Source organism: Aquirufa sp. HETE-40SA, from assembly GCF_054558635.1.
Genome location: NZ_JBPXKN010000001.1, coordinates 753,071 through 766,026 on the forward strand (window position 1 = coordinate 753,071; position 12,956 = coordinate 766,026).

General features: G+C 40.8%; 12 protein-coding genes and 1 tRNA gene. 5 read left to right on the forward strand and 8 right to left on the reverse strand.

Annotation, left to right across the window (positions count from 1 at the left end):
• Window positions 1-103: 103 nt before the first annotated feature.
• The 8 genes from porD to ACRZ9O_RS03490 are packed head-to-tail and all read right to left on the reverse strand — an operon-like array spanning window position 104 to window position 7,882.
• Window positions 104-1,006 carry a type IX secretion system protein PorD gene (porD, locus tag ACRZ9O_RS03455; protein WP_459456386.1) on the reverse strand — a complete coding sequence of 301 codons (903 nt, stop codon included), beginning with the start codon at window positions 1,004-1,006 and terminating at the stop codon, window positions 104-106.
• Between the two features lie 28 nt (window positions 1,007-1,034).
• Entirely contained in the window at window positions 1,035-1,361 is a 327-nt protein-coding gene (locus ACRZ9O_RS03460) for a DNA-directed RNA polymerase subunit omega (protein WP_223130338.1), read from the reverse strand.
• Window positions 1,362-1,409: 48 nt separating this feature from the next.
• Window positions 1,410-2,300, reverse strand: coding sequence for an outer membrane protein assembly factor BamD (locus tag ACRZ9O_RS03465; RefSeq protein ID WP_459456388.1), 891 nt, complete (start codon window positions 2,298-2,300; stop codon window positions 1,410-1,412).
• Between the two features lie 18 nt (window positions 2,301-2,318).
• A complete protein-coding gene (locus ACRZ9O_RS03470; RefSeq protein ID WP_459456390.1) occupies window positions 2,319-4,070 on the reverse strand; it encodes an ABC transporter ATP-binding protein in 1,752 nt (583 codons plus the stop codon).
• Window positions 4,057-4,221 carry a FeoB-associated Cys-rich membrane protein gene (locus tag ACRZ9O_RS03475; RefSeq protein ID WP_459456392.1) on the reverse strand — a complete coding sequence of 55 codons (165 nt, stop codon included), beginning with the start codon at window positions 4,219-4,221 and terminating at the stop codon, window positions 4,057-4,059. Before ACRZ9O_RS03475 ends, ACRZ9O_RS03470 begins: the two co-directional genes overlap by 14 nt.
• A 1-nt stretch (window position 4,222) precedes the next feature.
• Window positions 4,223-5,023: an inositol monophosphatase family protein gene (locus ACRZ9O_RS03480; RefSeq protein WP_459456394.1), complete on the reverse strand. Its 801-nt coding sequence runs from the start codon at window positions 5,021-5,023 to the stop codon at window positions 4,223-4,225.
• A complete protein-coding gene (locus ACRZ9O_RS03485) occupies window positions 5,023-7,128 on the reverse strand; it encodes a carboxy terminal-processing peptidase (RefSeq protein WP_459456396.1) in 2,106 nt (701 codons plus the stop codon). Before ACRZ9O_RS03485 ends, ACRZ9O_RS03480 begins: the two co-directional genes overlap by 1 nt.
• Window positions 7,129-7,132: 4 nt before the next feature.
• The gene (locus ACRZ9O_RS03490; RefSeq protein WP_459456398.1) at window positions 7,133-7,882 is read right to left on the reverse strand and encodes an FKBP-type peptidyl-prolyl cis-trans isomerase; all 750 of its coding nucleotides are present in this window, start codon (window positions 7,880-7,882) and stop codon (window positions 7,133-7,135) included.
• 240 nt (window positions 7,883-8,122) lie between these two features.
• Between ACRZ9O_RS03490 and atpA the strand changes: the two genes are divergently transcribed.
• From atpA to ACRZ9O_RS03515, 5 genes are all read left to right on the forward strand, one after another.
• Window positions 8,123-9,703 carry a F0F1 ATP synthase subunit alpha gene (gene atpA, locus ACRZ9O_RS03495; RefSeq protein WP_459456400.1) on the forward strand — a complete coding sequence of 527 codons (1,581 nt, stop codon included), beginning with the start codon at window positions 8,123-8,125 and terminating at the stop codon, window positions 9,701-9,703.
• Between the two features lie 12 nt (window positions 9,704-9,715).
• Window positions 9,716-10,594 (forward strand): ATP synthase F1 subunit gamma, encoded by an 879-nt coding sequence (atpG, locus tag ACRZ9O_RS03500; RefSeq protein ID WP_459456402.1) that lies wholly within the window; start codon window positions 9,716-9,718, stop codon window positions 10,592-10,594.
• Between the two features lie 4 nt (window positions 10,595-10,598).
• A complete protein-coding gene (locus ACRZ9O_RS03505; RefSeq protein ID WP_459456404.1) occupies window positions 10,599-11,420 on the forward strand; it encodes a DUF2911 domain-containing protein in 822 nt (273 codons plus the stop codon).
• A 56-nt stretch (window positions 11,421-11,476) separates the two neighbouring features.
• Window positions 11,477-12,754, forward strand: coding sequence for a GTPase HflX (gene hflX / locus ACRZ9O_RS03510; RefSeq protein WP_459456406.1), 1,278 nt, complete (start codon window positions 11,477-11,479; stop codon window positions 12,752-12,754).
• Window positions 12,755-12,781: 27 nt separating this feature from the next.
• A tRNA-Arg gene (locus tag ACRZ9O_RS03515) sits at window positions 12,782-12,858 on the forward strand.
• Window positions 12,859-12,956: the final 98 nt, after the last annotated feature.

The following is a 12,956-nucleotide window of genomic DNA, read 5'->3' on the forward strand; positions in this document are numbered from 1 at the left end:
AAAAAACCTCTTTTATTTATTCGGACTTCGAACTAATCACTAAGCCGCTTGCGGCTACTGTCAACAGACCACTGTCCACTGGATACTGCTGCGAAGCAGCTCGCTATTTTATCAATCTGCGATACGCCTCCGTCCTGATCGGATCCAATGTGCTCAAATACGTAAAGGCTTGTTGACGATCTGCTGGAAGAGCTTCGTCTAGTAGGGATATGATTTCTTCAGATTTTGCCTCAAAAAACACACGAATACTGGCAGCACCAGGACGCAAGGAATTAATTTGTCGAATTTGCTTTAAAATTTCCAAAATACCTTTGCGGGTTGCATCCGGATTCTCCGTCATTTTATCCAAATACAATCTATGATAGTCGTAATAAACATCACGCATCGGTTGCAGATTTTGATTAATCAAATTCTCTGACACCCCTATTCGGCTTCGGACATCTGACATGACGCCCCAACCTGATCCAGAATTTTGAGCTAAATTGGTCAGGTTATTTAATTTCTGAACGAAGGGCTCTCCACCTCTAGTCCCAAAAGAATCATAGGAATAGCTAAGCCCTAAATTGGCGTAATAGGCCATAAGAGAGCTTAAATTATCAGTAAAACTATTGTCATTATATGTTATAGGATTACCTAATTGGTATTTGAAATTGAAATTTTTATCCACAAAATTTAACAGGACTGTTTCATAAGAAGTACCATATACCGGTCGCAACACTTGAACACGCGCAGTCGCTTCTATATCCCCTTGAGCAGAAGATTTCGTTAAAAGTAAATTGATATTTAATTTGATTTTTTCCTCAGGTGAAAAATTATCTGAAGACCATCGCCGGCCATTCATAAACTCCTGCATGGTTCTTTGAAGTTCAGCATAGACATTAGAACCGCCTCTTTGCTGATCGAGCTGTAATTGCTCGGTACTGATACTAATAGAAGTTAAAAGTTCTTGAGCTTGAACAGCCCAAGAACTTAAAATAAATATCAACAGAAATCGAATAGATTTCATGATCGATGTATTAATATCAAATTATTATTTAGTTTTCAGTTGTACCTTCTTCGCGGTTTCTGAAATCAACTTTGTCAGCTAAAAAGTCATCGATGGCTAAAGCTGATGGCTTAGGCATACGCTCATAATATTTAGAGATTTCGATTTGCTCACGGTTCTCAAAAATTTCCTCTAAATTATCTACTGATGAAGCAAACTCAGATAATTTACCTGACAATTCTTCTTTCATCTTGCTAGAAATCTGACGAGCACGTTGACCTACGATGGTAATTGATTCATATACGTTACCAGTTTTAGCAGCGATCTTGTCAACATCACGTGTAATGATGGATGGATTTGTTGGTGTCTTAGACATCTCTATATAATTTAAGATTGCAAATTTAACGTTAATTTTTAAGAAATACTATTGAGGGCTTGTGGCAATTTTCGAAGTATTCGATTTCTCTTTTTCTTGCATTGCCTTGTATTCAGCTTCTAGCTTGGCGATTCGAATTACCTCACCTTGGCTATCTGAATACCATTTTTCAGCCGTTTTTAAATACGCACTCTGAGGATATTTATCGATAAATTCTAAATAGAATTTAACCACATCTTCATACCGTTCTTTTTGCTTGTATTCAACCGTACTTTTAGCTAATTCATATTGTGAAACCACCTTTAAATAGGCCATCTCCTCATTATAATCTGAATCCGGGAAGTCACGTTGGAAATTTGTAATTTCAATAACAGCTGACTTCAACGAAGCAATGTTGAAAAGCGAAGTTTTGTTATAAAGCTTTGCCTTTTCGTAGGCTTTTTTCTCTAACTTTTTACGCAAATCCTTAATCATAATACTACAATCCTCGCGGTATTTTGAGTCAGGATAATTATTCAGATAACTCTGCAATTCATTAATGGCAGATAAAGTACCTGTTTGATCGAGATTGAATGTAGGAGAATCTTTGTACAAAGAAAAGGCAGCCATGTAGATTGACTCCTCTGCGAATTCAGAGCGGGAGAAAATTTCCGAAAAACGCTTAAAATGGGCATTTGCTACTGTATAATTACCTAATTCAAAGTCACATTTGGCTTGATAAAAAGTGGCCATCTCTTGAGTAGAATCACCTGTTAATAAGGGCAAAACCTCATCAAAAAGGATTCCTGCTTTATCAAACTCCTCTTTTTTGAAATAATCTAGTGCAGCTTTGTATTTTGAAGGAACGCTGGCGTTCTTTCTGAATTTTTCAAACTTTCCACACGCACTTAAACCAATTAAGGCGATTAAAGCAATTAATATTTTATTTTTCAAATTCATAAGCCCGCAAAGATACGTTTATTTTCTGAATTGTAAATGATAGAGTTGTGCATATAAACCGTTCGTTGCCATTAATTCCTCTTGGGTTCCCCGTTCTTTAATTTCTCCTTTATCCAGTACTAAAATTTGATCCGAATTTCGGATGGTTGACAATCGATGAGCAATCACCACAGCCGTGCGTCCTTTCATTAGGGTTGAAATCGCCTGCTGAATCAAGACTTCTGTCTCAGAATCCACGGAGGAGGTGGCTTCATCAAGTACAATAATCTTTGGATTATGGACCAAAGCACGCACAAACGAAATCAATTGCCTTTGTCCCACGCTTAAGGTAGCGCCACGCTCCTTAACCTCATAATCATAGCCCCCCGGCAAAGAAAGAATAAAATCGTGGACACCCACCGCTTTAGCAGCTTCCTCCATCTTATCCTTCGTGATGGAGTCTTCCCCTAAATGAATATTGTACGCAATCGAGGAGCTAAATAAGAATACATCCTGTAAAACCACCGCAATATTTTTTCGCAATGAGCCTATTTCATAAGAGGTCAAAGGAACGCCATCGATATTGATTTCACCGCTTTGGCAATCATATAATCGTCCTAATAAACCGATGATGGACGATTTCCCCGCACCAGTCGCTCCCACAATCGCACAGGTTTTTCCAGCTTCCACCGTAAAGCTCACGTTTTTAACGACCCATTCTGGCTCTTGGTAAGCGAAAGTGACATCCGAAAAATCAATTTTACCATCTATGTGATCCGCCTGAATGGTGCCGTTATTTTGGATATAATCCGTCGAATCTAAGAGCGTCAATATACGTTCTGTCGACACAATCCCCATTTGTAAGGTATTAAAGCGATCAGCCAGCATACGAATAGGTCGGTAAAATAAGTTAATAAACATAATGAATGCGGTCAAGGTCCCCACTCCCATCTCCTCCTTCACAATGTAGGTCGACGCCGCCCAAACCACAAGCCCTGTCCCTATCGCTGCAATAACATCAGCCACAGGAAAAAAGACCGAATACGCAAAAATACCTCGGATATTTGCGTCACGGTGCTCCACATTAATACGATTGAATTTCGCTAATTCTTGTTTTTCGGCATGGAACATTTGGACAATCAACATGCCAGAAATATGTTCCTGTACAAAGGAATTTAAATTAGCGACAGCCGTACGAACTTCATTAAACGACTTCTTAATGTATTCCTTAAAAACATAAGTAGAAAAAACCATAAAAGGAACGGTCGCTATGATGATTAAAGTTAATCGCCAATCTGCGTAAAACATGACCCCTAAAATCAAGAATAACTGCAGTAAATCACCAGCGATAGAGGCTAGGCCTTCTGAAAAAACATCATTTAATGTCTCAATGTCCGAAACCGTTCTCGTCACTAAACGCCCAATGGGAGTTGCGTCAAAGAAGGCCAAACGAAGATTAACGATCTTCTCATACAATTGTATACGTATGTCGCGAATGACGGTTTGGCCTAAGTAGCCCGCTAAGTAGGAGGTAGAAAATTGTAAACCTGTTTGCAAGAATAAGGCGCCTAACATCCAGCCTAGCATTCGCAGCAAATCAGATTGAAATGAGAGTCCTAAATAATTATCTAAGGTATACCGAATTAAAAGAGGAACGACAGGAGAAATACCCGCCATACAGAGGATCAAAAAAACAAGAAACCAAAAACGAAAACGGTAAGGCAGAATAAAGCCATATAACCGTTTAATAATCTGAAAATCAAATGTCTTACCGGAATTAGCTTCTTTCACTGTTCATTTTATCGATAGTGGTAGAAGCTGCGCAAGTTCCACAGCCTTTGGCACAATTCCCTGCATTGTTTCCCCAAAACTGACTGTAAACCAGGCGAACTAAATAAACGAGTGCCGCTGCAAATACCAGAAAGATGATCCCGTTTTCCATATTAATCAAACCACTTGGACTGCAAAGTTCTTAAAAATTCTGAGAATATAGGGCCTGCTCCAATAATTTCACCCGTAAAAATCACCTCTTGGCCACCTGAAAAATTTGTAACCTTCCCTCCTGCTTCTTCCATAATTATTTTACCAGCTGCAACATCCCAAGGCTTCAAATTAGCCTCAAAAAAGCCTTCAAAGCGACCGCAAGCTGTATAAGCTAAATCAATGGCTGCGGCTCCCATCCGTCTTAAACCATGCGAAGAACGCATTAGTTCCTTCAACAAATCTAAATAACGATCTTGGTAAGTGAAATCATAGTAAGGGAAACCGGTCGCTAGTAAGGACTTAGCCATTGAATTTTCTGGTGACACCTGAATAGGCTTACCATTCAAATGCGCCCCGTGTCCCTTCACCGCGGTAAATAATTCATCGCGATTAGGCTCATAAATCAAACCTAGAATAGGCTGTTTATTCAGGATCAAACCCACCGAAACGGCGAATACCGGCAGCTTATGCAAGAAATTAGTTGTACCGTCTAGGGGATCAATCACCCAATAGTAACCATCCCCTACTTCTGAATAATTAGATGAAGTTTCCTCCGCGATAAATTCGGCTTCAGGGAAAATGGATGAAAGTCCTTGCTTCAATTTCGCTTCCGCCTGTTGATCCACAAAGGAAACTAAATCATTTGTCCCCTTATATATAATGTCTGAACTCGTAAACTCAGATGATTGCTGCAGAATCCATTGGCCGGTCTCTCGAACCAGCTGCGAAGACTCCTGCAATACATCCGTCAGCGATTTCATTATTTTTTTGCTACTGCTTTCACCGCTGGCGCTACGGGTCCTTTCAACCAATCCGCGATAATCTGCTGTGTTTCTTTCAAATACGCATCTTTCGCGTGCTTATCTTTTTCTTTCGACTCCACGATTTTACCATCCGAATCGGTAGCCACTGCTCCAGCCATCGCTTCCATCACGGCTGAAGTCTCATCTGGCTTTTTCTTTTGGTCATCTAATTCCTTCTTGCGCTTATCAAATTGCAAGGCAATCGAATTCGTTTCCTTTAATTTCTTCCAACGTACAAGATCTTCTTTCAATTTTAACAATTCAGGCTTTGTTTTTAAACGATTTTGGAAAGCCACTTGCAAGGTCTTAACCGTCGCAGGATTCACTTTTCCTGTCTTCGTAAACGTCGTCGAACGAATCATATCCCAAGGCAAAGCACTCGGTTGTGAACTTTCACCAAACTCCTCCGCAGAGAAAGCAGAGGGTAACGCGAAATCTGGACTTACCCCTTTGTGCTGAGTTGAGCTTCCTGTCACACGGTAGAATTTCTCTAAAGTAATCTTTAAAACGCCTGGATTTTCTTTTTCAGAACGAACAAAACGGCTTAAATCTAAGACACTCTGTACCGTTCCTTTACCGTACGTTTGTTCTCCTACAATAATGCCACGCTGGTAATCTTGAATGGCTCCTGCAAAAATCTCTGATGCGGATGCAGAGAAACGATTAATTAAAACCGCCATTGGGCCATCATAAACTAATTCTGGATTTTCATCGTTTTCTTGCGTGATTTGACCTGTTGATTCTTTGCGTTGAACCACAGGACCTGAACCAATAAACAAACCTGTCAAATCAACCGCTTCGATTAAAGATCCACCACCATTGTTTCTTAAATCAATCAATAAAGCATCTATGCCCTCTTTTTTGAATTCTAACAAGAACTTACGCACGTCTGCCGATGTCGATTTAAATCCAGCTTCATTATTCCGTGCCCCTTCAAAATCCCGGTAGAACATAGGGATGGTGATTAATCCAATTTTGACCGTTTTATCACCTTGTTTTTGGAACAAAATCTCTTTCTTCGCCGTTTGCTCTTCTAATTTAATCTTCTCGCGCACGATGCGAACCTCCGTGGTAGGAGAACCTGTTACACCAGAAGCGGGCAAAATCTTTAAACGGACAACTGTACCTTTAGGACCACGAATTAACTTCACAGCGTCATCTGTAAACCAACCGATGATATCGACAAACTTTCCATCCTCTCCTTGAGCTACACCTACGATTCGGTCCTTTGGATTAACTTGCTTACTTCGATAAGCTGGGCCGCCAGGTACCAAATCAACGATACCTACATAATCACCATCTAAACGAAGTGTTGCCCCAATTCCTTCAAAACTTTGGGCCATATCCTTATTAAATTCCTCCGCTGCCTTCGGAATCATATACGTCGTATGTGGATCGATACTTTCTGTGTAGGCATTCATGAAAACCTGGAATACATCCTCAGACTTTGTCTTAGCAATGTATTTCTCCGTACGTTTGTAGCGCTCTTTTAATTCACGCACAGACGTTGTATCCGCTTTCCCTCCAATTTTCCAGTCTAATAATTGACGTTTTAAATCTTTACGCCAAAAATCATTTAACTCTGCCTCCGACTTCGCCCAGGTAGCTTTCTCCCGGTTAGGCTGATACGTTTCATCGACTGTAAAGTCAATAGGCTTATCTAATTGCGCATGAATAAAGGCATAACGCTCTTTCATCCGCTTTTGATACCTATTGTAAATCTGAAAGGCTGATGTTAGATCACCTAAATTCAGCGCTTCATCTATGGTGAAACGATACTTTTCTATTTCCTTCATATCCTCTTCTAAAAAGAACACCTTGTTAGGATCTAATTGCTTGATATACGAGTCAAAAATCTTAGATGACAAAGAATCATTCACTGGTACCTTACGGTAATGGTAATTGCTTAAAATCTCAAAGACTTTGCTTTCTACTTTGCGTTGCAGAGCAGATGGTTGCAAATCACCCTCTTGGTAACTCATCTGAGTTTGCAGGTTAGAACCATGCATATACCAAACTACCAATAAGGAAAGCGGAATGAAAATAGGAAGTATCTTCTTCATAGGTTTACTTTTCGATCTCTAATAACTCCACTTCAAAAATTAAAGCAGAATAAGGCTTGATTGCTTGTCCCCCTCCACGTACGCCATAGGCTAAATTTTGAGGAACAAATAACTTGAATTTAGAACCAACGGGCATTAATTGCAAGGCTTCAACCCAGCCTTGAATTACGCCACTCACCGGGAAAGTGATAGGCTCACCACGCTGTACGGATGAATCAAATATTTCTCCATTGATCAAAGTCCCGTGGTAATGTGTTTTCACTTTATCCGTTAAGACCGGTTTAGGACCCGTTCCCAATTTGATAATTTTGTATTGTAAACCTGATTCGGTCACCATGATGGAATCTTTCTTTTTATTTTCAGCTAAAAACTTCTCTCCAGCCTCTTTATTAGGCAAAAACTGCTTAGACTGCTCCAAAGCTTGAGCTTCTTGACTCTTCATCATGTAAGATTGAACAATGTTTTGACACTCTTGCTCTGTCATTTTCAAAGTTGCACCTTGAGTTGCCGCTTCGAAGCCTTTTGCAACCATCGCGGGGTTTAAAGTTACTTTTTGAGACTTAAAGTTTTGCGCAACTAATACGCCCACTGCATAGGAAACGGAATCCACTTGATTCAAAAATCCTTGAACAGGCACTTTCGTTAGAGAAACGGTTAACTTAGGTTTCGTTGTAGGTTTAGGCTTGGACTTTGTTTGTGCCAAAGCTGATAGGGACACAAGGCAAGTTAGGATGGCTATAATTTTAAATTTCATAAGATGTTTTATTTTTTCTAATCAAAGATTCGAAGATAAGCAAAATTGCCTTTTTTTCAAGAATTTTAACCGCATTTAACAAGTGTCAATTACCACCCTATTCTCGATTCTTCAAAAAGTCTTATGATTATCGACTTTTTTTTTGTTAAATCATGGGATTATTCAAATTTCATAGCTAATTTTGCACCCGAAATTTGATTCAAAATAAATTAGTAAAAATCAATAAACCCTCCAGTTTATATGGCATCAGTAAGACCAGACGAAGTTTCAGCAATTTTAAGGGAACAATTATCCCAAGCTAAAACTGTCGCAGAATTAGAAGAAGTAGGTACCGTACTCCAAGTGGGTGATGGTGTGGCACGTATTTACGGCCTATCTAACGTACAAGCAGGTGAGTTGATCGTTTTTGAAAACGGTCTAAAAGCTTTAGCCTTGAACCTAGAAGAGGACAATGTAGGTGCCGTATTATTAGGAGATTCTAGCTCTGTTAAGGAGGGTGATACCGTTAAAAGAACTAACCTTATTGCCTCTGTTAAGGTAGGTGATGGCATTTTAGGTCGTGTAGTGAACACGTTAGGTGAGCCTATCGACGGAAATGGTCCTATTACCGGGGATTTATATGAGATGCCTTTAGAGCGTAAAGCTCCAGGGGTAATCTTCCGTCAACCAGTAACTGAACCATTACAATCAGGTATCAAAGCCATCGATGCGATGATCCCAGTAGGTCGTGGTCAACGTGAGTTAGTAATCGGTGACCGTCAAACAGGAAAAACAGCTGTTTGTATTGATACGATCATCAATCAAAAAGAATTTTATGACAAGGGCGAGCCGGTATTCTGTATCTATGTAGCCATTGGTCAAAAAGCATCTACCGTTAAGCAAATCGAGCAAACGCTTCGTAAAGCTGGTGCGATGGATTATACAGTTGTTGTTTCAGCTTCTGCGGGTGATCCTGCTCCGATGCAATTCTACGCTCCATTTACAGGTGCAGCGATCGGTGAATTCTTCCGTGATACAGGTCGTCCTGCTTTAGTCGTTTATGATGACTTATCGAAGCAAGCGGTAGCTTACCGTGAAGTTTCCCTACTATTACGTCGTCCACCAGGACGTGAGGCGTATCCAGGAGACGTTTTCTACCTTCACTCTCGTTTATTAGAGCGTGCGGCGAAGATCAACAACTCGGACGAAATCGCTCGCAACATGAACGACTTACCAGAATCGATTAAACACTTAGTGAAAGGTGGCGGTAGCTTAACTGCTCTTCCGATCATCGAAACTCAAGCGGGTGACGTTTCGGCTTACATTCCTACGAACGTAATTTCCATCACAGATGGTCAGATCTTCTTAGAAACAAACTTATTCAACGCAGGTATTCGTCCAGCTATTAACGTAGGTATTTCGGTATCACGTGTGGGTGGTAATGCACAGATTAAGTCCATGAAGAAGGTGGCAGGTACGTTAAAATTAGATCAAGCACAATTCCGTGAATTAGAGGCCTTCTCTAAATTCGGTTCTGACTTAGATGCATCCACTAAGTTAACGATCGACCGTGGTCGCCGTAACTTAGAGATGTTAAAGCAACCACAATTTGCACCACAACGTGTGGAAGAGCAAGTGGCGATGATTTATTTAGCAACAACGGGTAACCTAGATAATGTACCAGTTGAAAAAGTTCGTGAATTCGAACAAGATTTCATTCAAGTTTTACGTGCGACAGAAAATGATACGTTAGTAGCTTTAGGTCAAGGTAAATACGATGATACCCTGACAGCTACCTTGAAGCGCGTGGGCAATGAAGTAGCAGCTAAATACAAAGAATAAAATTAACATACTATGGCTTCCTTAAAAGAAGTAAGAAATAGAATTGTATCCGTTAACTCGACGCAGCAAATCACGAAAGCCATGAAAATGGTTTCGGCGGCTAAGTTGCGTCGCGCTCAGGATGCTATACACCAGATGCGTCCTTATGCTAAGAAATTAGCCGAAATGATTGCCACAGTTTCTGCACAATCAGATGCTGGTTCGGAAAATCCTTTCACTGAGGTGCGTGAAATTAAGAATGCCCTAATCATTGTAGTTACCTCTGATCGTGGACTTTGCGGAGCATTCAATGCAAACGTAGGAAAAGCGACCATGGCCTTAGTGAATGAGAAATATGCTTCTCTTCAGGCAAGTGGGAATGTGGAGATTTTGGCCTTAGGAAAAAAAGGGGGAGAATACCTTTCGCGTCGTGGATACAAAGTGAATGATGCGCATGCAGACATTTTCACTCGATTGAATTTCTCAAATGTGCGCGAAATTGGTGAAACAGTTTTAAACGCGTTCACGGAGAAACAATACGATGTGGTAGAAGTTCTTTTTAATTTCTCTAAAAACGTAGCGACTCAAATTATTCAAACAGAACAATTACTTCCTCTAGTAGCCTCAGAATCAGGCGAGAAAGCAAGCTCAGTTGATTATATTTTTGAGCCCACTGAAGAGGAAATTATTTCTGAATTAATTCCAAAGTCTATTAAATTATCCATCTTCCGGGCTTTACTTGAGTCCAACTCATCTGAACACGGTGCGCGTATGACAGCAATGGATAAAGCAACGGAGAATGCGGGAGAATTAATTAAAGCATTGAAATTAGAGTATAACAGATCACGTCAAGCAGCTATTACGAAGGAAATCTTAGAGATCGTAGGAGGTGCAGAAGCGTTAAACGCATAAAATCATGAAAAAAGTTCTTTGTTTACTATTCTTTGTAGTTTCTACAAGTGCTTTTGCCCAAGGCATAAAAATGCCTGCGCCAAGTCCGGGACAAAGTATCAAGCAAGACTTTTCTTTATCATCAGTAGAGGTTAAATATTCTCGCCCTGTCATTAAAGGCCGTAAGATTTTTGGTGATGTAGTTCCTTTTGGAAAGTTATGGCGTACAGGAGCAAATTCTCCTACTACTGTTACATTCAATGAAGATGTAAAAATAGCAGGCCAACCTCTAAAGGCTGGAACCTACCAATTAATTTCAATCCCTTCTCAATTTTCATGGGAAATCATCTTCAATAAAGGCACAAATGGCGTGTTTAATTACAAGCCTGAGGAAGATGTATTGAAGGTAAAAATTGCCGCAAGTGTATTATCTCAATCGGTTGAATCATTTACCATTCATTTTGCGAACGTAACCGCCAACAAAATGGAAATGGTCATTTCTTGGGAGAAGGTAGCTGTTTCCATCCCAATTGAAACGGAAATTGATGCTAAAATTACTGCTTCGATTGATAAAGCAATGGCAGCAGACACAAGACCTTATTTTGAATCAGCCTCTTACTATTTTGAAACAGGTCGTGATTTAAAGAAAGCATTGGAGTGGGTAGGCAAAGCAGTGGTCTCGAATCCATCTGCCTATTGGATTTGGCATTTACAAGCTAAAATTCAAGCAAAATTAGGCGATAAAGTAGGCGCTAAAGCAAGTGCAGAGAAATCAATCGCCCTTGCCAAAGAAGGAAAAAATGAGGATTATGTGACGTTGAATTTAAAGTTAATTCAAAGCTTATAAACGAAACAACCTCCAATCAAAAGCCTTTCTGACCGGGAAGGCTTTTTTTAGCTAAAATGAAAAATAACGTAGTCCATAGTACAGACGAGGAACAAGAGACAGCCGTCCTAGTAGCCGTCACTTCCCAAAAGCAAAATGCCGAACAAACGGCAGAATACCTCGCGGAATTAGCTTTTTTGGCTTCTACCTCCGGAGTGGTCACGCTCCACAGTTTCACACAGAACCTCGCGAAACCAGATAACAAAACCTACGTAGGTAAAGGGAAATTTGAAGATATCATGGCCTATGTTATTGAAAAGGATGTCGACATGCTGATTTTTGACGATGACTTAAGCCCATCCCAAGTACGTAATATTGAATTTAACATTCAGGAATACGGTAAAGAGGTCAAAGTATTAGATCGCAGTTTATTGATTCTAAATATTTTTGCCCAAAGAGCCCAAACCGTTCAGGCCCGCACTCAGGTAGAACTCGCACAATACCAATATATGTTACCTCGATTAACTCGTATGTGGTCTCACCTTTCCAAGCAACGTGGTGGCGTAGGTATGCGTGGTCCAGGTGAAAAAGAATTAGAAACCGACCGTCGTATCGCGAACGACCGTATCGCCTTTTTAAAGGAGAAACTCGAAGCCATAGACAAGCAGTCCTATACCCAACGCAAGAACCGCGACCGCATGGTCCGCGTTTCCTTAGTGGGTTATACGAACGTGGGCAAGTCGACCTTAATGCAAAAATTAGCTAAAACAGACGTTTTCGCCGAAAATAAATTATTCGCCACCGTGGACTCCACAGTCCGAAAAGTAGTTTGGGAAGGAATCCCTTTCCTATTAACCGACACAGTGGGTTTCATTCGCAAGCTCCCTACCCTCTTGATCGAATCCTTTAAATCGACCTTAGATGAGGTGCGAGAGGCAGATGTCTTATTGCACGTGGTGGATATCTCCCACCCTAATTTTGAAGAACAAATCGAAGTAGTTCAAGGAATTCTAAATGAAATGGGTGTAGGAGACAAACCGACTATTTTAGTTTTTAACAAAATCGACCTCTTCCCTGTCGAAGATATTTTCTTCGAAGGATCTGAAGTCGGAATAGACGGCGAGCCTCAATTGAGTAAAATGGACCGGGTAACGGCCTTTTTGAAGAACACACACTGGAAAACTAATACACCTAAAACCGTTTTCATTTCTGCTGAGCAACGCAGTAATTTGGCCGAGCTTCGCGAGACGATCATGGGCATGTTAAAGGATAAGCATATGCAGATTTTCCCTAACTGGCTGGAGGGTAACCACTTGATGGGGCATAGTGATGGGTATACTCCTGAAGGAGAGTAGAGATAAGAGAGTAGAGAGTAGAGATATTGGCGCTGTAGTTCAACGGATAGAATAGGCGTTTCCTAAACGCTAGATCCGGGTTCGATTCCCGGCGGGGCCACCCAGAGGGAAGCAGACGAGCGCCCCTTCTAAACGCTAGAGACGGCCGGGGTCGCGCTCGACTCGATTCCCGGCGGGGCCACCCAGAGGGAAGCAGACGAGC